We start from the raw sequence: 22506 nt of genomic DNA, 5'->3' as shown, positions 1-22506 counted from the left end.
CGGCTTAACGCTTGCGACGGTCTTCCGTTTTAGCGTTGATTGTAGCGTTCAAGCGCATTTTGCTGGATTTCGATCGCACGGTCGATATTGAGCGATTTGATCTTTTCGACGTATTGGTTGAACGCATCGACGGATTCTGCGCCCAAAATGATTTTGAGCGACATTTCGTCGACCAGCGTGTTGACTTCGTTCATGATCGAAGCCATTTCCGTGCTTTCTTCCGGCGTTGGCGTCACCGGCGGAATGCGGTGCTTCTCGGCATCCGTCGCGGACCAGATTTTGATCGCGTCCTGCTGCTCCGGCATCGTCAAATACTGCTCGATATAACGTTTATCCTGCACGAACGGCCCCTGATAGCTGCTGCGGGTATACATGGCCAGAGCTTGCGCCGGAGACAAATCGTCCGGATTGTGCATGATCAGGTCGGTGTAGGTCGGTTTTCCGTCCTGCATCGTATAGCTGACGCCTTCGGTGCCGAAATTGAAGAAATTATGCCCTTCCTCGCTATACCCATAATCCAGCATTCTTACCGCCAGCTTGGCGTTTTTGGATGTGGCCGAAATCGCGGTGGTACCGACCGGTACGTAAGAGAAGTCCTTTTGACCGAACTTCGGCGTCTCCCCTTGCTTCACGACAGGATACGGCGCAGGAACCAGCTGTGATTTCGGATCTTTGGCTTTGAGCAGCGGCGACCAGGTGCCGATGCCGGCGCCGGCGTTCCATACCGTCGCTCCGCTGTGGCCGGAGGTCATATTGGAATCCATCGTTTTCGTGTCCACGGTGGCGATGTTTTTGTCGATCAGACCTTCCTTGTACCATTTGCTGAAAGTGTCCAAAAACTCCTTGTATCCCGGCTCAACCGGCCCGTACTTCACTTTTCCGTCGTCGACGTAGAAGTTTTTGATCACGCCGAAGGCTCCGATGAACGCCCCGCCGTCCAAACCAAACAGGGCGTTGGGCGAACCGAGGAAAGTCAGCGGCGCGCTGGCGCCTTTTTTCTCCTTGAACGCGGTCAGCACCGTATGCCAATCGTCAATCGTCTCCGGAACCGGCAGTCCCAGCTCATCCAGCCAGTCCTTGCGGACAATCGGGCCCTGGAACGTGCGCAGCAGATCGTCGCCGCGAATAAACGGGAAGACGTAATACGAACCGCTGTCTGTTTTGATCTGCTTATCGATTTCGGGATGCTCCTGCAAATATTTTTTGAGGTTAGGCGCGTATTTGTCGATCAAGTCATTCAGCTTCAAAATATAGCCGTCGTTAATCGCTTTTTCCGGTCCTCCCGGGAACGCGGATCCCCAGGAGTACTCGATCATATCGGGCAGATCGCCCGAAGCGAGCAGCATGTTCAGCGTTTCCTGCACCTGGTTGGATGGCGGCTGAGTGAATTTAAGCTTTACGCCCGTGCGCTTTTGCCATTCCTGAAAGAAAGGCACCTCCTGAAACGTCGGTTTCACCGATAAAGCGTTGCCGTTCAGTTCCGACCAGTACGTTAGCGTCTTATCGGTTTGAATCGGATAAGAGTTCCCCGTCGCTTCATTTGCGGTGTTACCGCTATTGCTATTGCTGCCCGCATTTTCCGCGTTCCCGGCGTTGCCCGCGTTGTTCGAGCCGCCGCAGCCGCCGAGCAGACCGACGAACAGCAGCGTAACGACAACATAAACCAAGCTCGATTTTAACTTTCTCATTGCTTTCCCCCCTACAAAATGTGTACCTCCGACTTAAGTCGCCCGGAGTGTTACCGCTCTCATTATTTCTTCCGAAACCGATGAATAACAATGTGCAAAATCGGAAACCGGATAGGCAAAATCGGAGGAAGCCATTGGCCATTTCCGCAGTCATTGACCAAAAAAGAAAACCGCCCCGGCCATTGTGAAATGACCCGAAGAGACGGTCCGCTTTTTTACTCCATTTCTTTAAATTTGCCCGGTGTGATGCCCTCATATTTTTTGAAGATGCGAATGAACGAAGCGGCCTCGCTGTATCCCACTCGTTTGGCCGCCTCGATGACGGACAACTTCTCCTTCAGCATCATTACCTTGGAGCAATCGATCCGGCATTTGTTGATATAATCAAGCAGCCCTTCGCCGCTGTATTCTTTAAACAACTTTGAGAGATATCCCGAATTCAAACGAAAGCTCTCCCCGACGAAATTGACGTTAAGGTTGGGATCGGCGTAATGATCACGGACAAATCTTTTCACACCTTCGATCAGGTCCTGCGTTTCCGTTAACTTGGCGCTTTTCAGCATGCTCTCCCGCCGCTTTGCCGCGAACGAGCAAATGTTCCGCAGCAAAACGTCCAATTCCTCATAGATCTCGTCAAGGGTTTGGCGGGTAACGACCTGATCCATCCAATTCGGATGGTCGGCCAGAAAACTGCTCTCCGCTCCGCCGATCTCGTTGATGGCCTTCACCATCGTTCCGATCAGATTGAAGACGAGACAGCGAGAAAGCGTCAAAGACACGTAATGTTCCCCGGAATTCCGCTTCGCGATTTCTTGCAGCAGTTCTCCGGCCTGCCGGTAATCTCCGGCTTTGATGAAGTTCATCAACCGCATTTCAAGCTTTAGCGGATAGTAATAACCGGTCTGGCGTTCTCCCGCCTGAAGCGCAACCTTTTCATATAAGATAATTGTCTGCTTTCCGGCGACCATTTTGTATTCCATCGCGTCAAGCGCCTCCTGATAAGCTTCGGCGACGCCGAGGAAGCCTTCGTGAATTCGGCTGACGGAAAGTGTAAGCTCGATGTTGTATTTTTGCAGCAAGAAACTTTGAGCCAAGGCGGCGATGTTCTCTAAAGCTTCTTTGGAAATATCCGGATTGTCGTGAAAATTCACGATGCAGCCGAGCATATCGTCAACCTCCGCCATATACCCTGAATGTCCGCCTTGCCGCACCGTTTCCTCCATGACATTGGTGATGATGAATTGCAGCAGCCGATGTTTCTCCCAAGCGGTCATTTCCGCAAAGCTGCCGTAAATGACTTCGTAATTTTCCACGTAGACCAGCAGCACCGCAAAGCAGTCCGATTGAATGGTGATATCGAACTTCTTTAATCCCTCTTCCGTAGAAAGCCGCTCCTCCGTTTTGCCAAGCAAAAGCCGGGTGAGCATATTGGAACGGAGCATGATTTTCTGCCGCTGCAGCTGCAGATCGATCTGCTCTTTTTCGCTGAGTGAATTCGTGATGGCCCGGTGAATGAAGTTCAGTTCTCCGCTTCGCGCGATCTCTTCGTCCGCATGCGGATCGGCGGAAAAGACCGCAATCAGCTTGCGGATCGGGGAATAATTGCGGCGCGCGAAAATGACCGTGATGATCCCTGCTCCAATCATGCTCAGCAAGATGCTGACATAGGTAAACCGCCGGATATACTCCGACTTTTCCCAATAAAGATGGCTCGGGATCACGGATACATATTTCAGATTCGAGACATCGGAGTGAATATAAAAGATCTCGTTCTTCCCGTTTTCCTGATCGCTGTAAATCTTGCCCTTCTCTCCCGTTTCCATCTCTTCCGACAAAGGCGGGCGCGTTTTAACGGCGTCATTGGAAACCAGGACTTCATTCTGATTGTTCAGCACGTACACCTTGGCCCCTCCGAAGCGCTGGTTAATCGCTTTCATAATCCGGTTCGTGTCTACCATGATGACCGTCGTTCCCCAGACAGCCGCCCCCTTCCCGGTGCGCAGTTGGGTGATATACGCAAGGGATGGCATGGTTCTTCCCGGTTCCAGCCAAGGCAGATTAACAAAAGTTCCGCTCGGATTATCGTTCAGCAGCCTGGCCCATAGTGCGTAATTTCCCTCCTGTTTCAGCAGATCCATATCCCGAACGGTTGCAGGCATTAAGACAGCGCTTTCTTTTTTCCACGTCACATAATATTGATCGATTGTCGGGTAATAGTTTTGATATTTCCCCAAATCCTTGACGATCTGATAGGCCAAATAGGTATCTTCGCCCGAAGGCTTGTGGGAGTACAGCAGGCTTTGAAGCTTCGAATTCCAGACGATCTCGTTGCTCAGGCGGATCATATCGCCGATCTGGACATCGATTTGATCGTGCAGCTGCTGCAGAAGAGCGTCATTGGAACGGCGAATCTCGTCTTTGAGCGTATCGCTGGATACTTTGTAATTGACCAGACTCATGGCGACAGGGATCAACAATACGATGATGTAGGAAAAAATCCAGGTGAAAATCACACTTTTGCGCTGATTCCAAATTTTTCTCATGCGCGCCCCTTCGTTTCCATTTAAATTGAACCCCATTATAATTTTTGGTTTAAACGGCAGTCAATCACTTTCAAGATATGATCAATCGATTCCCGTTTTGGTCAATTCGAGGGTCCGAAAAAGAAAATGACGCGTCTCATCGCTTAAGCGATTTGCGCGTCATTTATTCGCTTGCCTTCCAAGTTCAGGTCTGCGGCACACCCGTCGGCAGCAAATCCCGGCAGGCGCGTTCCAGATAAGGGTCCGCGTGCAGAAAGTCGCGGAATGCCGTGTATTCCGCCCACAGCCCGGAAATGTCCGCTCCCGGGCTTTTGACTGCGCGGATCAGAATGTTTTTCGGCGTATGCTCCATATCGATAAATTCCAGCAGCTGCGTTTTGTATCCGAGCATGTCCAGCAGCTTGGAACGGATCGCATCCGTAGCGAGCGCCGAGAAACGTTCTTTCAGAATGCCGTGCGACAGAAGCGGCTCAAGTAAAGGACTCTCCACTTGGGCATACAGCTCGTGCTGCCGGGCTGTTTGCGGCGGATAGGACCAAGAGCGAGACATGAAAATGCGGAAAATGCGGCGCGCCGCGATGGGATGCGCGAAAAATACGGAAAACCGATAAGGATCGGCGAATCCGTGGGTCCTTATCGGTTAGGGCTTTAGAAACTGGAAGATAGAGAGCTGATAGTGCAGCATCCGTAGACAGGCGTGTCAGTTGTTTTAGTTTATTGCCAAGATCAGCGGCCTCTGAGGTCATTTGGAAATTGGCTGTTATTTCGCTGCAAAGGCTTGGCCGACACATCCGTGGCAAGCTCCGCGTAGCGGGCGTACATGGCCGTTCCCGTCTCCGCGGCTGCATTTGCCCGGTGGCGGTCGCCTCTTTGCAACAGACGCTCTACGCTCCGCAGCGCGGAAGTTTGCCTGTTCCGGTCGAAACGGTCCAGATTAACCGCGCGCCGTAAAATAGGTAAGGCCTCCTTTCCCTGCCGGGCCATGGCGTTCCCAAGGGCGAGCCACAGCATCCCCGACCAAAAACCGGACGTCCAACTGGCGTTTCCGGTTTCGCGGTATCCCCTCCCCCTCGCTGGCTTCGGAGGCAAAGCTTTCGGTAAACCGCCGCAAATTCCCCTCGATTTTGATTAATGCAGTCCGAAGGACGCGCTCGTCCCCCCCTGATCCGGACGCCTCCATCACGCTAAACCAACCATCTCGCGCAAAGGATCCAACTGCAGCTTACGGAATTCACTTATCGTAAAAAACACAAATCGGCCTTGTCGCAAAACTACATGTGACACAGACCGATTTGTGTTTTTTTCTGAATTTTTTAAAAATTAGGCCAATCTTCTATTCTATTGTGTCGATACTCGTAACTCCCAATGTATAACTAACAGGATCCGACAACACTTCACCTACACCACCTGCAAAAACATTGGTAGTAATCTCACCTGCAAATAAAACACTTCTTTTAATATTTGATATGACTGTTATTCTTGGTTTTTCAGGTTTCCATGTATGCCCATATGTAACGCCCAGCAAAGCACTCCGTGCAGTTGTTTGTGAAATTGTCCCTGATGTTGAGTCATAATCAATTGTAACGTATCCCTTTATCCAATAAATATAATTATCATAAATGGTGGCTTCGTTAGTTCTAGTTACGATTGAAGAAACCGCAAAAGTGTTTACATTAGAATCAGATACAGGAATTGATTGTAATGCTTGTTGCTCTAAAAGTGCGATCTGATCTTTCTTATATGCTAGCAAAGCTGCTAATTCATCGGGAGTCTGAATAATATAAGCATATTCACCCTTAGATTTTTCTTCATTGGTCATGGGTCTTACGTTTTGTTGAAATGCTTCATAAACTTGATCAAAAGTTTGAAATTTACCCTGATATTCTTTAAGATAAGTTGGAGGAATAGGACTAGATGAAACTCTTTCAATCGAATGTGAATTGATTAGAGTAGAGCCATTTTCAGCAAATACTGAAGCTGATAATGAAAGACTAAGACTAGAAATGAGTAGTACCGATAGAATCTTTTTTCTCATAGAAACATTCGCTCCTTTTTTGGATTATTCATACTTTTATACTTATTATATCCTTATTTTCCTTAAAAACCCAGTAATAATTTGGAAATTATGTGCTATATTAATACAATAAAAAACAGAGGTGATTATATGAATATTGTTTCTATTGTTTTACCTTATTTTTCAGCTTTACTAATATTGTGTATTTTTTACATTTTATTAAAACGATTATTCAAAAAAAAGTAACCATAGTTAATCTAAACTACTAGAAATGCTTGAAGCGTATTGCTGGATACTTAATTGACAGACTCATGGCGACAGGGATCAACAATACGATGATGTAGGAAAAAATCCAGGTGAAAATCACACTTTTGCGCTGATTCCAAATTTTTCTCATGCGCGCCCCTTCGTTTCCATTTAAATTGAACCCCATTATAATTTTTGGTTTAAACGGCAGTCAATCACTTTCAAGATATGATCAATCGATTCCCGTTTTGGTCAATTCGAGGGTCCGAAAAAGAAAATGACGCGTCTCATCGCTTGAGCGATTTGCGCGTCATTTATTCGTTTTGCCCTCCGAGTTTAGGTCTGCGGCACGCCCGCCGGCAGCAAATCCCGGCAGGCCCGTTCCAGATAAGGGTCCGCGTGCAGAAAATCGCGGAATGCCGTGTATTCCGCCCACAGCCCGGAAATGTCCGCTCCCGGGCTTTTGACTGCGCGGATCAGAATGTTTTTCGGCGTATGCTCCATATCGATAAATTCCAGCAGCTGCGTTTTGTATCCGAGCATGTCCAGCAGCTTGGAACGGATCGCATCCGTAGCGAGCGCCGAGAAACGTTCTTTCAGAATGCCGTGCGACAGAAGCGGCTCAAGTAAAGGACTCTCCACTTGGGCATACAGCTCGTGCTGGCAGCATGGCACCGACAGGATGACCGAAGCATTCCAGCGAACTGCCTTTTCCAGAGCGGCATCGGTCGCCGTATCGCAGGCATGCAGCGTCACGACCATGTCCACTTCATTCAGCTCGTTATAGTCCGCAATGTCGCCGACAAGGAACCGTAAATCGCGATACTCCAGCTTTTTGGCCAGCGCCCCGCAGTGCTCGATAACATCGGCTTTCAGATCGAGGCCAACAACGTTCAGCTTTCTTTGCTGCTGCACGGCCAAATAATGATAGAGCGCAAACGTCAAATACGATTTGCCGCAGCCGAAATCCACAATCGTCAGCGGACGGTTTTCCGGAAGAAATGGCAGCACGTCCTGCACCATTTCCAGAAACCGATTGATCTGTCTGAACTTATCGTATTTCTTAGCCAAAACTTTGCCCTCGGCGTTCATGATCCCCAGCTCGACCAAAAATGGAACGGGTTCGCCTTCCTCCAGAACATACTGCTTCTTGCGATTATGCGAAAGATTCAGGCTGTCCGCTTTTTTGGAAGGAGCTTTTTTCAGAATCGCCACCTTGAACTTTTTGCTGATCAGCACCTGATAATCCGCTTCCGCCGTGCACAGCAGCCCTTGCCGGAACGTGTCTCCGAGCAGTTCCAGCAGCTTTTCTTCAAATGCGTCGGCGGACACGTTCTCATGCGTAACCTTGTTGCTGGAGTGGTAGGCGAATTGGTAATGAAGTTGTTTTTTGATTTCCACCGGTTTCACTTGCACCTTGCTGTAGCCGGCTTCCCCGGCTTTGCGGAGCTGACTCAGCGTCGCCGTAATGAGGGTCCTCCGCTCCGCCAGCTCATGTACAAGATTCCGCAGGGTTTCCATATGAACGACAGCTCGCTTTCTCAAATGATTTTCCTTGCAAATTGCCAAGAGGTTGTCTAAAAGTGTTACGAGAACTTGTAAGGTTCCTGCTGCTATATAGGGAGATATGTTCTTTTTTGGGACTTGATTATCCAACGTAATTTGAATTTTGTCCGCTGCCTGAACATGGGCAAACACTCCCTAAGAAGCAAAAACAGCAAGAGACAATACGGCGATTTGATATGCCTTTTTCATTTAGATTAATCCGCTGAAGCAGCTTAGCAGCACCGTATACAAACTCTGCCGCTTTGATCTTTTGCTTCGTCTTTCTTCTCTGATCCGGCCGGATCAGCCGCAGAAGCCTTTTTTCAACCTAGGGTCTAGAACAAAAACAAGCCTGTCACAATTGCCATTCTATTAGATCGAACCGGAAATAACGTGAGTTCATCTGCTGGCGGTACCTTCATGAATAATGGTATCCCATAGCTAAGAGGTACTCTATGTCTAAGGGTGCTCCATAAAAATAGCGGCACGCTAGGGTCTTATTTTCCGGATTCCAGCGTGTCGCTCATCAATAGGGGAACTTTTGGGCCTTATTTTCCAACAAACGGTGCAAAAAGCGGCCATTTCCCGGCGTTTCGAGAAAATAGCGACCTTTATGTCCTCTATTTCACGCAAAACGGGAGATATCGACCCAATAGCGCCCTTTTGTTCCCTTATATATAATTCTGAGAGGTTAATGAGGCAATGGGGCTGTTTTCCCAATCCAAAGATTCCACCAAAAAAGATCCCGCGTCATTCTCACGCTACTTCAGGAACCTTCTACAAGTGCAGCATCAGCCTTAAAACTGTAGGCGAGCCGATATCAGGCAACTTTCATTTTTATGGTATTCGTTCTGACGATAAAGCGATGGACCGATTGCAAAAGGTGCAGCTAAAATGGGGCGAGGGCGCTTTTCGATAAAAGTAATTATATTCCCCACACTTAAGAAGCTCCTTCGCCGAGGTTTCCCCGCGGGGTTTGCCCGTTTGTCCCCGATAAGGGAGAGGGGCTGGAAGTTCAACTCTTTAAGGCTCCTTCGCCATCAGAAACGGCTTTGCAATTCGGCAAGGCCTTCATTGACTTCATCCAGCGGAAGGCCGCCTTCTTCCAGCCGCTTTGAATCAAGCCGCAGCAGCCGTTCATAAAAGGCAATCGCTTCTTCCTTCGGGATGCTTCCGTCCTTCAATAGCCGGAACAATACGTTCTCGGCCCGGCCATAATGCCCGTCCGCTTCTTCGTATTGAAACAGCAGGCGCTCCGTGTCCGGCGGAAGCCGGTATTCCTTGAGCGCCGCCAGCAATTCGAGGATGTCTTCATCCGCGCGCCATAACGAACGATCCGCTCCGTTCAGCACAGCCGTTAAGTACAAATAGAGCGACTTCATCAGCCGCGACAAGCCCTCGTTCTCTTGGCCGGAAGCGCCAAACAGTTCCCCCTCTTCCTTAAGCAAGCGGGCGAGGGATTGCAGCTTGTCCGCCTCCACCTCCCCACCGGTTTGGAACATCAGAACAAGATCCTTGGCCGACAAAGTGTCGATGAGCTGCGAGTTCAAGCGGAATTGTCCTTTGTACAGCTCATCCAACTCCCATAAAGCTTCAATGATTTTCCGCTGCTGCTTCAGCCCGAATATCTTCCCCAAAATCTCCGTCATATCCTCGATCATGCCCATCAGATAATCTCTTCGCAGCATTGTTTTCAGCCCCTTTGCTTAGCTTATGGCCGGGATTCCGATATTGCGCGCAGAAAGTCGGAAATCACGGCGGAGAGTTGCTCGGGAGCTTCATACATGCTCATATGTCCCGCTCCTTTGATCACCGCTTTGGTGACATGGGCTCCTTCAGCCGTAAACGTCCGCTGAATCGGAATCACGGCGTCGTTTTCACCGGCGACGAGCAGCAGCGGAAGTTCCGTCAAGGACATTACCTCTCTGCGATCCGGCCGTTCCCGCATAGCCAGCGCCGCGCCGGAAGCGCCTTGCGGCGGCGTGCGGTAGCCGATCTCTTTCGCTCTGTCCACCTCGGTCTCCGCGGCTCCGGGGGCAAATAGCCCCGGCACCAGACCATCGACGAACTTGGTGATCCCCTCCGAGCGGATTGCCGACACGGCTTGAAGCCGTTTTTCTTTCGCTTCTTCCCCATCCGGATAGGCGGTCGAATGAATCAGTCCGAAGCCGTTCAGACGGGAAGCGTAGCGTTCAGCCAAGGCCAGCGTGACGTAGCCGCCCATGGAATGCCCAAGCAAGGTATATCTATGGACGCCAAGCGCTTGCAGCAAATCTGCCACATCGTCGGCCATCTGTTCAATCGTATACGCGCCCATTGGGGCGTCTGTGGAGCCGTGTCCCCGAAGGTCCGGAGCAATGACACGATATTGCGCCGCGAGCATTGGCTGCACTTTTTCCCAATAAGCCAAGCCGCCGCAAAAACCGTGCAGCAAGACGACAGTTTCACCTTGCCCTTGTTCTTCATAGGAGATCGTCAGTCCGTTAACCGTCATTTTGTCCACCTTCGCGTTCCTTCTCTCCGTATAATGATGGGGGTGTTTCGTTTGTATCCGGTTAATCGCAAAATGCCGCTGCAGCCGACCGGGCGATTTCTTCCGCCATCTGCATCACTTTATACAGCGAAGTCATTTGCAGCGTCCAATATGGTTTATTCCCGTTGACGTTAACGACGGCTTCGAGGCTGTAGTGTCCTACGGCGGGAAGCGTCCCGCCAACCGACTCGGCCGGCTGCAAAGGCTTTGCCGACACAAGGTAGGATCCTACGGAAGCGGCGTTTCCCAAGCAGGCATCGATGGCGATGATGATCCGTTCTTCCGGGATGCCGGCCATTCTCGCCTCCAAATTAACGGCATCGCACGGATGGCTTAAAGTTCCGACGACGTTCGGGATCCCAAGCTCCTCCAGGCGTGTGCCTACGAGCGGGCCAAGCGCGTCCCCCGTCGACCGGTCCGTGCCGATGCACAGAAAAGTAAACGGCTCATCTGCATGCCTGCGGCGGATATCTTGAAAAAAACCGGCCAACTCGCTACCGTCAAGCTTGATACGCTCATGACCCGCTTTGGGCCAGGTTTTGAAATCGTTCAACCGCATCGATGGCCCCCTCCCGTGATATTTATCATGATTGTACCGCAACCCAAGCGCCCACCGCAAAACCTCGTGAACTTCGCTCGACCATGGTACAATGTCTAAAGAATTCGATTCAAGGAAGGATGAAGCTCTTTATGGATCTATCAGTAAAAAGCCGGGAAAATATCGAATATATGATCGAGGCCATCAAATCCAAGCTGAAAATGGCGAGCGGAGCGGCCATGACCGGATCCGCGTTCCATATCGACCGGTATGACGACATCTTCGACGTCTATGAAGTCGTTATGATGAAAGAAAAGCTCAGCATTTCCGAAGTGGAAGCGGTAGCCCAGGAGCTCGGCAAACTCCGCAGCCATTCATAAAAGAGTAAAGACCGCTTCGGAATGACCTACTTCCCATCCCGCATCATTCGTAATGGCCGCCGGGAAGGCGCTGCGCAATTGGCGAAGCGTCTCCCGGTTTTCGTAGCCAAGCTGCTCCAAGATGGACAGCACAATCAACCCCCACTCTTCCTCCGAACCGTCAAGCACTTTAAAGGTAACGGCAAGCCGCTCCTTGCGCAGAGCAAAAGCGTAGACCCCTTTGAATCCGCCTTTGGCGACAATATTGGAATCCTCCAGCAAAATGGAGTCGACTTTTCCGGTTCCCGCTACCAACCGCGGATGAAGATTCATGGCCGAGGCAATGGTCGTTGCCGCAGCCGCTGTCGCCGTATCGGAGATCAAATCCGGACAAGCCAGCTTCAAATAAGCCGTAGCCAGCGCCGACAAAGGCAGATTAAACACAGGAAAACCGCAGCCGTCGGTCCCCAGGCGGATTTCGTCCTGCGGATATTCAGCCAAATTCGATAATGTGGCGAGAATTTCACGCTGCACCGGATGGTCGGGCGAATTGTAATTCTCCAGCGGATAGCCTTTCAGTTTGCAATAAGCCTGCACGCCCAAGTGTTTTCCCGAGCAATTATGGTATAAACGCCGGCGCGCTCCGCCATGGCGCAGCAGATCTTCCATGGCCGACGGATCCAGAGGCAGGCTGGGCGCACAGACGAGATCGTCTTCCTGCAGGCCGGCTTTTTCAAGGAGATGTTCCAGCGTATGGACGTGAACTTCTTCGGCGCGATGGGAAGCGGCCATGATCGCAACCTCGGCATCGGTAAATTGGTACGCTTCTTTGATGCCGGCGCGGATTCCCGGAAGCGCCTGGAACGGTTTGGCCGATGAGCGTGTAAACGCCCGGTAATGCGGATCTCCCGCGGATTTCACAACGTTCCCCGTTTCGTCAACAATACAGATATGCCCGAAGTGGGCGCATTCGGACAGGCCGGCGCGGTATTCATGAATCAGTGTAGTTTCCATCCTAAAGTTTCTCCCCTTCGATTCCTGCTTTCATCACTACAGTATAGTACAGGGGGCGGGCGATGGCTATCCCCGCTCCTTGCCTCAAGCGCCTATAAATGGAACTGTTTCGCTTTTTCGGGCGCAAAAAAGGTTCCCCCGAAAGCCGTCTGAATGGCGGATAGGAGCAACCTTGAATTTTCTTTATATTAAATCTCCCTCACCTAGTCCGGGTTCCTGCTGAGCATAATTTGCTTCAGCTTCTCCGTCGCCCGTTTTTGAATGCGGGAAACGCTCATTTGCGACATGCCGAGTTTCTGGGCGATCGCCCTTTGCGATTGTCCCTCCTGAAATGCCAGCAGCAGCACCCGCTGCTCCTGCTCCTTCAATTGGGCAAGCGCCTGCTGTAAATCCATTCTTTTCTCCACCGTATCGTAATCATTGGTCTCCACGCTGATTAACTCGCCGAGTGTCGCGGCACTTTCCTCCAAGGAAAGCGGCGAATCGAGCGATATATAATGATAGCATTCGCGTCCCGCCAGCACTTCAAGCGTTTCTTCCACCGAAAGGCCAAGGTACTCCGCGATTTCGTTAACTCCCGGCGAACGTTCCAGCTTAAGGGTAAGCTCATCGATGGCTTGCTGCACGAGTGCGCCTTTTTCCTTGATTCTTCGTGGAACCTGAATATACCAGGACTTGTCCCGCAAATAGTTTTTCATATGGCCGATCATACTTTTCATCGCATAGGGCTCGAACGGAGTCCCCAGCCGGACATCAAACTGCTGCAGCAGCCGGATCAGCGCCATCTCTCCCACCTGGTACAAATCCTCATACAAATCAGGCCGGTTTCGGGCAATTTTCCCCGCAGCCATTTTTACCATGGAATCGTATTTTTGAATCAGCACCGTGGCAATTTCGTTGTCCTTGGTCTGCTGATAAGCCTCGATCAACCGGTTGGATTCGTTTGAGGACTCGGGGGGAGTCATTTTACCCGTCATACTTTCTCCTCGCTCTTGATCAGCCGCCGGGACATCGTCACCTTCGTCCCTTGTCCGGCTTCGCTCTCGACGATAACTTCATCCATTAGCGCCTGCATGAGATAAAACCCTAAACCTCCGATCTGAACCTCGCTCAATTCCTTGTCGTGCAGCGTCACGTGCTTGCTTTCCCCGCCCCACGACTCAAAGCTTCCTCCTTCGTCCCTTACCGTGATCGACAATACCTCGGGCAGCATTTCAAATGTGACTTCCATCATTCCTTGCCCATGCTTGTACGCATAAAGAGCGGAGTTATTGCAGGCTTCCGACACCGCGACTTTCATATCTTCAATATCCTCATATGAGAAGCCCATCTTGGAGGCGATACCGTATAAATTCAATCTGACGACGTCTACGAATTCCGCCGTAGCCGGCAAGCGGATAACCACTTTTTGCGTTTCCCGCGTTTCTTGTACTTCCTCTACCATTACTTTCTCGATCCTTTCCTATTGGGAATTCTCCTTGGCTGCAAAAAACTTCGCGATACCCGTCAGTTCAAACAGCTTTTGAATCTGGCTTTGCGTCTCTTCGACGTAAAAACCGGCCTGCATGCCTTGTCTTGCCTTCAAAATAGACAGCAAAATGCCGATCCCCGTACTGTCGATATATTTAAGCTCTTTCAGATTAACGACCAAATCGTTAGCGTCGTCCCCTACGAGCGGTTCCAGCATCTGTCGAAATTCGGGAGCAACGGAAAGGTCCAGCTCGCCGCGCAAATATACCGTGCAGGTGCCGTTCTCCAGATGTGATGAAGCGGAAAATTTTTCATGCTTATTCGTATTCATAGCCACTCTCTCCTGAAAAATGTTTTCTTAATACATAACCCCTCAAAACTTTCCATGAATCAATCGAGCGCATCCGGTTCCTCTTCATGCGTGCCTGCCTTAATCGTGAAAATAAAATCGGCCCCTTCTCCCGCTTGAGACTCCGCCCAAATTTCTCCACCCATCCGGTTAACCAGCGTTTTGCAGATCGCAAGCCCCAGACCCGTTCCGCCATACTTTTTCCTCATCGAACCGTCCAACTGCGTGAACGGCTCAAAAAGCTTGTCCATTTTGTCCGGCGCAATGCCGATTCCGGTATCCCTAACGCAAAAGTTTAGCATGATTTCGCGATCCGTCTTGGCGCCGGCGGAAACGGTCAGCGTAACGCCGCCTTGATCGGTAAATTTGATGGAATTGGCAATCAGATTGACCAAAATTTGCCGAAGCCGCTGCAGATCGCCCCATAAAACGGCCGGGATTCGCTTATCGACGAAATATGCGAGCTTTAACCCTTTGCGCGCCGCATCCTTGGCAAACAGGCTGAACACTTCCTCGATGCCCGGAATCAGGCAAAACGGTCCTTCCTCCAGCTCCAGCTTTTCGGAACCCAGCTTGGCGAAATCCAAGATCCCGCCAATGGTCGACATCAGGGTGTCGGCGCTGCTTCGAATGATTTGGGCGTATTGCTTCTGCTCGTGACCCAGCTCGGTTTCCTGCAGCAGTTCGACCATAGAAATGATCCCGTTCATCGGAGTACGGATCTCATGGTTCATCATCGCCAAAAACTCCGTTTTAACCTTGGCGGCAAGCTCCGCCTCCTCTTTGGCCTGAATCAGTTCATGATTCACCCTGGCGAGTTCAAGCTCGGCTTGCCGAAGCTGATGATGCAGTGCTTCAAGGCGTTGTCCCGGAAAAAACGTCTCCGCCAGCATTTCTGCCCTTCGCTTCAGATTTACGAGCAGCACTTTGCATCGCTCCCTCAATTTCCCTCCGTTTACTTCAGCGATATCCACACCAGGCATTTGTCGTCCTCCCGTTCCCCTGGAATTCTGCGGTCAAAAAACAATCGTGTCATTTCTTCTTTGGGAAAAACATGCCCCTCTTGCAGTGTTTTTTCCAGCCACTCCATTTGCTCGTCTCTCGTTCCAGGCATTGTCTCGGTTAATCCGTCCGTGTAAATCACGATATGCCCTTCTCCGGCATAGGAGAGACTTTGCGTAGCGGCTTCGATCGTATCGAAAAGACCGACGGGCGGTCCCACCCGGTCCAGCCTGGTAACCGAGCCGTCTTGTCCGTAAAGAATCGCCGGGGGATGCCCCGCGTTAACATAATCAATTTTTTTGTACCTGGTGTCGACCACAAGATAGATCGCCGTGAAATAATACTGAATCAACTTGCTGTCTATATGTAATTGATTAAAACGCCGATTCAGCTCTTGAATCACTTTTTCGGGTTCAACGTAGGTATTTACCGTGTCTTTCAAAACCGAGGAGATAAACATGCAGAACAAAGAGGAGGGAATGCCGTGGCCCATCATATCCAGCAAAATGACCGCGTACCGGTCTTCTCCAAGCGGATACCAGCTGTACAAGTCTCCGGCAAGTTCAAACGAGGGCTGGTAGATGGCGTCGATTTCAATGCGGGAATCCCGAATCGGAGGTGTCAGCACGGCATTTTGAACCAGAGCAGCCAGCTTCAGTTCCTCCTGAATCCGCTCATCCCGCTCCCTGTGCCAGTCTTTCTCCTGTTTCAGCCTCAGCGCCAGCCGAATTCTAGCGATCAATTCCACCTTATTGACCGGCTTGGTTACATAATCGACGGCGCCGGCCTCCAGCGCGGCCGCCAGTTTATTGGAGTCGCCGACGGCCGTAACCATAATGACCGGGATATCCTTAAGATTTTCGTATCGCTGCAGCCGGCGGCAGGCTTCAACGCCGTCCAGCTCCGGCATCATCATATCCAGCAAAATCAGATCAATATCCGAAAAGCCGGCTGCCGCCTCTCCGTTAGTCCCGGAATGGTCGACACCCAGCTTTTCAAACATATCTCCGGCCGAATCGGCGGCATACGTATCGTGATAATTCGCCCGCTTCAGAATTTCGCGCATGATAATGATATTCGTGGGATTGTCGTCTACGATTAAAATTTTCATAGCGTTCTCCTTGTATACTTAGGAACGATATTTCTGCCATACCCCCGTGGCAATATCCACCCATTTTATCCAATTCGGCTGCTTGACGTCAGCGGCGGGTGTGGGAGCCGGAACTTCGCTTGCTCCCGCTTTAGCCCCCTTATGTACATGGCTCATTTTGCCGATGATCGAGGTGGATACCTGCTTCGCGGCTAAAGTAACCTCGCTTAATACGTCGCCGACATTTTTTACGGACTCCAGAACCGGATCCATCTGCTGCATCTTATGCTGCAAATCACCCGTAATTTCGTTCGCTTGCTTGACGACCTGCTTCACCTCGGAGCTCAACTCCTCGATCGTCTTCTGTACTTCCTGCAGCGTTTGACTTGTTTTATTCAGCGAATTTTCCGCTGCCTTTAAAGTTTTGATAAGGAATATGACCAGTACTACAAATGCCCCGGCAATGAACGCAACGCTTAGCTCCCAAATCATGCCGTCCCCTCTCTTCCTTCCCTGATGGATACTGCCGTGCAAACCTGAGCCTGGAGAGGCTCTTAAATTCACTATACAATAATTTTCCATGAAAGAAAGAGGAAAGTATCAAGTTGTCAAAGCGTTTGCAGATACCGGGCGAGCTCCAGCCAGTCGAGATGAAAGCTTAAAACGATCGAATCTCCCCGAAATTCCAGTCCGTTCACCTGCACCACCGGCGGAAGATAAGAATTAAGATCGATTTCTACAGGAGTTAAGCCGATAGTTTCCGGAGAAAATGAAAGTTTTTTGATACTCAGGGATTGCGGAGTCATTGTCAGCTTCCCTGCGGCATAAGTCATTTTGTAATGGCCCGTTCCGCCAAAACTCAGCGGCCCCCAAGCCGCGTTAACGTCCGCATCAAGCAAATCGCCGCTCAAATGCACTTCCGCTCCCGTAACCCGAACCGGCCCTTCTGCCTTCGCGGCGTTTTCGGCAATTCCCCGTTTAACGAGCTGGCTTAACTCGTCGCCCGACAGCGTCAATTCGGGGGCTTGGTTTTGGACCATGGCGACCAGCTTGTCTTTCCAAGATATATCGGAATAACTCAGGTCAAGCGTCTGCGACGGGCGGATGTACAACAACACAGCGGCCGCGAACAAAATAACGAGAAGCAGCAAAGAGAAAAAAAGACGAAGCAACCGTTTCCCCATCGGTAGCCTCCTTTCGAAACGTCCGTTTCTTCTAATAGTACATGGGTAAACGATGAAATTCAAAAAAGCTCCGCGTGAAAGCATGGCGATTCCACGCATCCTTTCGCGGAGCTTAAACGTTTGATACAAACCCTATTTCAACACGCTGCCGCCGTACATGAAACGATACACCCACGAGCCGTCCAGGTTATCGACTTTCACGCCGCCCGATTCGTTGGAATACGTGTGCAACAGTTGGGCGTTCCCGAGATAAATGGCTACGTGCGTAATTTTCTCGTTGCTTTTGTTGACCCCATTATAGGCGGATGCGGAAGAGCCTTTATAGCTCATGAAGAAAACGAGGTCCCCCCGCTTCAAGCTGCTGATGTTATAAACCGCCGTTCCGTTGTTCTTAATGTAATCGCCTTGCTGGCGCGAATCGGCCGGCAGCACGATTCCCAAAGCTTCCTTATAGGCTTGTCTTACAAAGTCGGAGCAGTCGAAGGTTGTCGTCGTGTTCCGGTTCGAGCCATATTCGTACGGGGTTCCCAAGTATTTCATGCCCGTGTGGATCACCGACTCGATTTTGTCAGACGAAGGAGCGGTAGCCGGTGGTTGCGATGGAGGGGTTGTCCCTCCTTTTCCGCTTATTTCTAAGTACTTGTCGTCCGTGCTTACGTACCCGGTTCTCCCGTCAGCCGTCTTCACTTTATAAAAGTAGGTGTTGCTCTGCGAAAGGATCGTCAACGTCGTGCCTTTCTGCAGCATCTTAATGACATCGCCCGAGGTGGACGGTTTATCCCGCAAATTCACTCCATAGATAACCTTCGCAGACCAACCCAAATCCGGCCCTGTGCCGCCGGATGCGGGAGCATCTACACTCAGGTACTTGTCCGATGCGCTGATGTAACCTACTTTACCGTCCGTCGTCTGTACCTTATAGAAATATTTATTACCTTGATCCAAAACGATAACGTCGGAGCCCTTCTTCAGGAATCCGATCACCTTGCCGGACAAAGACGGTTTGTCGCGGAAATTCACTCCGCTTTCGATATGACCTTTGGTTACGCTGGCAGCCGAAGCCGACGCTTCGGTCTGATGGGGGTAAGTTGTATAGGAAGTTAGAAGAATGGCGCTCAACATGGCAATAACAAAGCTTTTTTTCAAAGAAATAGCCTCCTCAGCATGATCTTGGTGCGATTAGCAAATGGTTTATCATTTCTCCTTTCCTTGGACTTACCCCCATTATATCCCTTGTCGAAGTTTGTCTGAATCCGTCGATCCTCACATATATTCAAGACGATGTTCCTAATTAGCCCCAATCATATAAGACAATAGGGCCACATCCTGCATTTGACGGCAGCCGAAATTCCCGAAAATGCCAAAAAACCCGGCCGCATGGGCCGGGTCTTGATCCTTATTCATTTTAACTTGTTTTTGGTTCTACATGAACGTGCACGTGCATTACGTTTTGCACCCGCTGCATCCGTTCCTCTACCCGATCGCTGATCTGATGGCTCTCCATTACAGTCAGCTGGGGATCCACCTCGATCACGACATCCACGAGCACATGGTTGCCGTGTACCCGGGCTTTAAGGTCTTTGATGCCATCCACCCCTTTGATTCGGGCAATCGAGCTGCGGAGATCGCGAAGCTCCTTCTCATCAAATCCGTCGGTCAGATTATGGGTGGACTCGCGGAAAATCCCCCACGCCGTCCAGCAGATTAGCACCCCAACGGCCATGGCGGCGACTCCGTCAAGCCAGGGAATGCCAAACTGAGCTCCAAAAATTCCAACCGCCGCGCCCACGCTGACCATGGCGTCCGAAAAATTATCTTTCGCAGCCGCCATAAGCGCCCGATTATTAATTTGCTTGGACAAGCGCCGGTTAAACAAATATACGCCCCACATCGCCGCCGCGCACACAAGCGCGATCACGGCCGACCGAATATCCGGCTCGACGCTCTCGCCTTGCCATAAAGTGCGCACCGCGCCGATAATGACCTGCAGCCCAACCATAGCCATAATAAAAGAAGCGACAAGCGCAGCGATCGTCTCGGCTCGAAAATGCCCGTAAGCATGATTGGAATCCGGGGGTTTTTGCGAAATTCGCAATCCGACCAAAACCGCCGCCGACGCCACGATGTCGGTCAAGTTGTTGAATCCGTCGGCCTGCAGAGCGCTTGACGCGAAATAAAAACCGCTGATCAGTTTAAACGCCGACAGCAGTAAATAGGCCGCTATACTAACCCACGCCCCGCGTTCCCCTTTTCGTATGTCTTCATAAATATCCAAATCCTGCACCTCCAGGCTTCTCCCCGAAACAAAAAATGAAAACCGTTTAATCATGGTAGCAAACGAAAACCGTGTGTGTCTAGAGAAACAGTGTTTCCCCAGGTGAAAACAGCCTAAGGGTCATTATTCCCGTTGTACGCACATTTAAAAACGTATAGAATAAGGACAGCCCCTTTTCAAGTTCGAGGAGATGATATCAATGACGGAAAATAACGAACCCCGCAAAGTCGATTTGGCCGAAGCAATGCGGCAGAAGCTGCAGCAGAAAAAACAACAGCAGCTAAACGGGAACCGTCCGGGTATAAACGACAGTACCCAAACCAAAGCGCTGAAAAGCCAAAATAATAAACGACAAAACAATCAACGCCGCCGCACCGGTGGTTCGTAAAACCGAAAGAACGACAAAATCAAGCCGCACGGCGATCCTGGAATCAGGACCGCCGTGCGGCTTGATTGTTTGTTGACCCTTGAGGTTATTCCTCTTCGGGATACATGCTTTTCCGCATGTTTTGAATTTCTTCGTTTTCCAAATACTCATCATACGACATAACGCGATCGATAAGGCCGTTTGGCGTAATCTCGATGATGCGGTTGGCGATCGTCTGAATGAACTGATGGTCATGGGACGTGAACAGGATCGTTCCGTCGAAATCGATCAGCCCGTTGTTCAGCGCCGTAATGGACTCCAGATCGAGGTGGTTCGTCGGTTCGTCGAACAGCAGGACATTGGCTCCGTTGAGCATCATTTTGGCCAGCATGCAGCGGACCTTCTCGCCCCCGGACAACACGCTCGCCTTCTTGAGCGCTTCTTCTCCGGAGAAGAGCATCCGGCCGAGGAAGCCGCGCAGGAACGTTTCGTCCTGATCGTTGGAAAACTGCCGCAGCCATTCCACCAAGTTCAAATCGACGCCGTCAAAGTAGCTGGAGTTGTCTCTCGGAAAATAAGCTTGGGACGTTGTAACCCCCCAGCTGTACTCTCCGCCGTCGGCTTCCAGTTCGCCCATAACGATCTGGAACAACGTCGATTTCGGCAGTCCGTTTGGTCCGACGAAAGCGATTTTGTCACCTTTGTTAACGACGAAGTTGACTTTATCCAGCACCGGCTCGCCTTCAAGGCTTTTGCTCAGGCCGTCAACCGTAAGCAGCTGCTTCCCGGCTTCGCGCTCCGCCTTGAAGTTCAGGAACGGATATTTCCGGTTGGAAGGACGGATGTCTTCCAGCGTGATTTTGTCGAGCTGTTTCTTCCGGGAAGTCGCCTGCTTCGATTTCGAAGCATTCGCGGAGAAGCGTTGAATAAAGGCTTGAAGCTCTTTAATCTTCTCTTCTTTCTTCTTGTTGGCGTCCCGCTGCAGCTGCTGCGCAAGCTGGCTGGACTCATACCAGAAATCATAGTTCCCGACGTACATTTGTATTTTGCCGAAATCGATATCCGCGATTTGCGTACACACCTTGTTCAGGAAGTGACGATCATGGGATACGACGATGACGGTACCTTCATAATCCATAAGGAAGTTCTCGAGCCACTGGATCGATTCAAGATCCAAGTGGTTGGTAGGTTCGTCGAGCAGCAGGTTGTTCGGACGGCCGAACAGCGCTTGCGCCAGCAGCACTCGCACTTTCTCGTTGCCGCTAAGCTCCGCCATCTTCTTGTCGTGAAGCTCGCGCGGAATTCCAAGGCCGATCAGGAGCGCTCCCGCATCCGACTCTGCGTCCCAGCCGTTCAGCTCAGCGAATTCGCCTTCGAGTTCCCCGGCGCGCATGCCGTCTTCTTCGGAAAAGTCGGCTTTGGCGTACAAAGCGTCTTTCTCTTTCATAATCGAGTACAGTCTGGCGTGACCCACAATGACCGTCTCCAGCACTTGATACTCGTCGTACTCATAGTGGTCCTGTTTCAGCACGGCCATTCTTTCGCCCGGCGTCATGAACACTTCGCCCTGGTTCGGCTCGATTTCGCCGGACAGAATCTTCAGGAACGTGGATTTCCCCGCCCCGTTTGCGCCGATCAAACCGTAGCAATTGCCCGGCGTGAATTTTATATTTACGTCTTCAAAAAGTGCCCGTTTTCCGTAACGGAGCGTTACACCGCTCGTACTGATCATTGAAATAATCCCATCCTTTATGAGTTATCACACTACTGGCTCAATATTATAGCACATATCGTCCCTGAAGTTGAGTCATGACGCCGATTGTCTTCCTGCCGAGGAACTATTCCTGCTGAATGTTTCCCCAAAGTTGATTTATTCAACCGAAATCAACCGCAAATCCATTTTGCACTTCGTGCCTATCCGGTAAACTAGTAGAAGAAGGTTCCTGAAATAACGTGAGCATGACAGGGAACTTTGAGGGGCTTTGGTTTGGGAAAACAGCCCCTATTCCCCCCATTAGCCTGTTGAAAAACACAAAGGCCTCTCAGAAACTTAAATATAAGGGAACAAAAAGGCGCTATTGGATCGGTATCCCTCGTTTTGCGTGAAATAGAGGACTGGAAAGGCGCTATTTTCTCGAATTGCCGGGAGATCGCCGCTTTTTGCACCGATTGTTGGAAAATAAGGCCAAAAAGTTTCCTTATTGATGAAGGCCACGCCGGGATCCGTAAAATAAGACCATATCGTGCCGTTATTTTGATGGAGTACCTTTAGTCATGGAGTCCTCATAG

At 50.6% G+C, this 22506-nt stretch carries 21 protein-coding genes and 1 pseudogene; 2 read left to right on the top strand and 20 right to left on the bottom strand.

Annotated features, from left to right (window positions below):
* Positions 1–29: 29 nt before the first annotated feature.
* The 9 genes and pseudogenes from ACI48K_RS20555 to yyaC all read right to left on the bottom strand — a co-directional run bounded on the left by ACI48K_RS20555 (position 30) and on the right by yyaC (position 11128).
* Positions 30–1688, bottom strand: coding sequence for an extracellular solute-binding protein (locus tag ACI48K_RS20555; protein ID WP_475029502.1), 1659 nt, complete (start codon positions 1686–1688; stop codon positions 30–32).
* Between the two features lie 215 nt (positions 1689–1903).
* On the bottom strand, positions 1904–4231 hold the full coding sequence (locus ACI48K_RS20550; RefSeq protein WP_475029501.1) for a helix-turn-helix domain-containing protein: 2328 nt from the start codon (positions 4229–4231) through the stop codon (positions 1904–1906).
* A 184-nt stretch (positions 4232–4415) separates the two neighbouring features.
* A pseudogene (locus ACI48K_RS20545) lies at positions 4416–4742 on the bottom strand (SAM-dependent methyltransferase); the annotation flags it as partial.
* A 215-nt stretch (positions 4743–4957) separates the two neighbouring features.
* The gene (locus tag ACI48K_RS20540; protein ID WP_475029500.1) at positions 4958–5320 is read right to left on the bottom strand and encodes a hypothetical protein; all 363 of its coding nucleotides are present in this window, start codon (positions 5318–5320) and stop codon (positions 4958–4960) included.
* Positions 5321–5564: 244 nt separating this feature from the next.
* Positions 5565–6266 (bottom strand): small-conductance mechanosensitive channel, encoded by a 702-nt coding sequence (locus tag ACI48K_RS20535; protein ID WP_475029499.1) that lies wholly within the window; start codon positions 6264–6266, stop codon positions 5565–5567.
* 561 nt (positions 6267–6827) lie between these two features.
* Positions 6828–8012 (bottom strand): class I SAM-dependent methyltransferase, encoded by a 1185-nt coding sequence (locus ACI48K_RS20530; protein ID WP_475029516.1) that lies wholly within the window; start codon positions 8010–8012, stop codon positions 6828–6830.
* A gap of 1064 nt (positions 8013–9076) precedes the next feature.
* Positions 9077–9724: a DUF6483 family protein gene (locus ACI48K_RS20525; RefSeq protein ID WP_475029498.1), complete on the bottom strand. Its 648-nt coding sequence runs from the start codon at positions 9722–9724 to the stop codon at positions 9077–9079.
* A gap of 23 nt (positions 9725–9747) precedes the next feature.
* Positions 9748–10539, bottom strand: a complete 792-nt coding sequence (locus ACI48K_RS20520) for an alpha/beta fold hydrolase (protein WP_475029497.1) — start codon at positions 10537–10539, stop codon at positions 9748–9750.
* Between the two features lie 52 nt (positions 10540–10591).
* Positions 10592–11128 (bottom strand): spore protease YyaC, encoded by a 537-nt coding sequence (yyaC, locus tag ACI48K_RS20515; RefSeq protein ID WP_475029496.1) that lies wholly within the window; start codon positions 11126–11128, stop codon positions 10592–10594.
* Between the two features lie 131 nt (positions 11129–11259).
* Between yyaC and ACI48K_RS20510 the strand changes: the two genes are divergently transcribed.
* Positions 11260–11487: a DUF1128 domain-containing protein gene (locus ACI48K_RS20510; protein WP_475029495.1), complete on the top strand. Its 228-nt coding sequence runs from the start codon at positions 11260–11262 to the stop codon at positions 11485–11487.
* On the opposite strand, the gene ACI48K_RS20505 is transcribed toward ACI48K_RS20510, so the two are convergent.
* From ACI48K_RS20505 to ACI48K_RS20460, 10 genes are all read right to left on the bottom strand, one after another.
* Complete coding sequence (locus tag ACI48K_RS20505) at positions 11482–12480, bottom strand: asparaginase (protein WP_475029494.1); 999 nt, start codon at positions 12478–12480, stop codon at positions 11482–11484. The two genes, ACI48K_RS20510 and ACI48K_RS20505, sit on opposite strands and share 6 nt — an antisense overlap.
* 203 nt (positions 12481–12683) lie before the next feature.
* Entirely contained in the window at positions 12684–13457 is a 774-nt protein-coding gene (locus tag ACI48K_RS20500) for a sigma-70 family RNA polymerase sigma factor (RefSeq protein WP_475029493.1), read from the bottom strand.
* Positions 13454–13924, bottom strand: coding sequence for an anti-sigma B factor RsbW (rsbW, locus tag ACI48K_RS20495; RefSeq protein ID WP_475029492.1), 471 nt, complete (start codon positions 13922–13924; stop codon positions 13454–13456). Before rsbW ends, ACI48K_RS20500 begins: the two co-directional genes overlap by 4 nt.
* An 18-nt stretch (positions 13925–13942) precedes the next feature.
* Positions 13943–14281, bottom strand: coding sequence for an STAS domain-containing protein (locus tag ACI48K_RS20490; protein WP_475029491.1), 339 nt, complete (start codon positions 14279–14281; stop codon positions 13943–13945).
* Positions 14282–14340: 59 nt separating this feature from the next.
* Positions 14341–15282 (bottom strand): ATP-binding protein, encoded by a 942-nt coding sequence (locus ACI48K_RS20485; RefSeq protein ID WP_475029490.1) that lies wholly within the window; start codon positions 15280–15282, stop codon positions 14341–14343.
* Entirely contained in the window at positions 15255–16412 is a 1158-nt protein-coding gene (locus ACI48K_RS20480) for a PP2C family protein-serine/threonine phosphatase (RefSeq protein ID WP_475029489.1), read from the bottom strand. The genes ACI48K_RS20485 and ACI48K_RS20480 overlap by 28 nt, the downstream gene beginning before the upstream one ends.
* A gap of 18 nt (positions 16413–16430) precedes the next feature.
* Positions 16431–16883, bottom strand: coding sequence for a DUF948 domain-containing protein (locus tag ACI48K_RS20475; RefSeq protein ID WP_475029488.1), 453 nt, complete (start codon positions 16881–16883; stop codon positions 16431–16433).
* Positions 16884–16999: 116 nt separating this feature from the next.
* On the bottom strand, positions 17000–17575 hold the full coding sequence (locus tag ACI48K_RS20470) for a hypothetical protein (protein ID WP_475029487.1): 576 nt from the start codon (positions 17573–17575) through the stop codon (positions 17000–17002).
* 132 nt (positions 17576–17707) lie between these two features.
* Positions 17708–18721 carry a C40 family peptidase gene (locus ACI48K_RS20465; RefSeq protein ID WP_475029486.1) on the bottom strand — a complete coding sequence of 338 codons (1014 nt, stop codon included), beginning with the start codon at positions 18719–18721 and terminating at the stop codon, positions 17708–17710.
* Positions 18722–18980: 259 nt separating this feature from the next.
* A complete protein-coding gene (locus ACI48K_RS20460) occupies positions 18981–19850 on the bottom strand; it encodes a cation diffusion facilitator family transporter (RefSeq protein ID WP_475029485.1) in 870 nt (289 codons plus the stop codon).
* 199 nt (positions 19851–20049) lie between these two features.
* On the opposite strand from ACI48K_RS20460, the gene ACI48K_RS20455 reads away from it, so the two are divergent.
* On the top strand, positions 20050–20238 hold the full coding sequence (locus ACI48K_RS20455) for a hypothetical protein (RefSeq protein WP_475029484.1): 189 nt from the start codon (positions 20050–20052) through the stop codon (positions 20236–20238).
* Positions 20239–20323: 85 nt separating this feature from the next.
* Here the strand turns inward: ACI48K_RS20455 and ACI48K_RS20450 are convergent, their stop codons facing one another.
* Positions 20324–21949: an ABC-F family ATP-binding cassette domain-containing protein gene (locus tag ACI48K_RS20450; RefSeq protein WP_475029483.1), complete on the bottom strand. Its 1626-nt coding sequence runs from the start codon at positions 21947–21949 to the stop codon at positions 20324–20326.
* Positions 21950–22506: the final 557 nt, after the last annotated feature.

It is taken from the genome of Paenibacillus terrisolis (genome assembly GCF_056171975.1).
The sequence above is the reverse complement of the archived record's forward strand: the minus strand, read 5'-3'. Positions and strand labels throughout refer to the sequence as shown.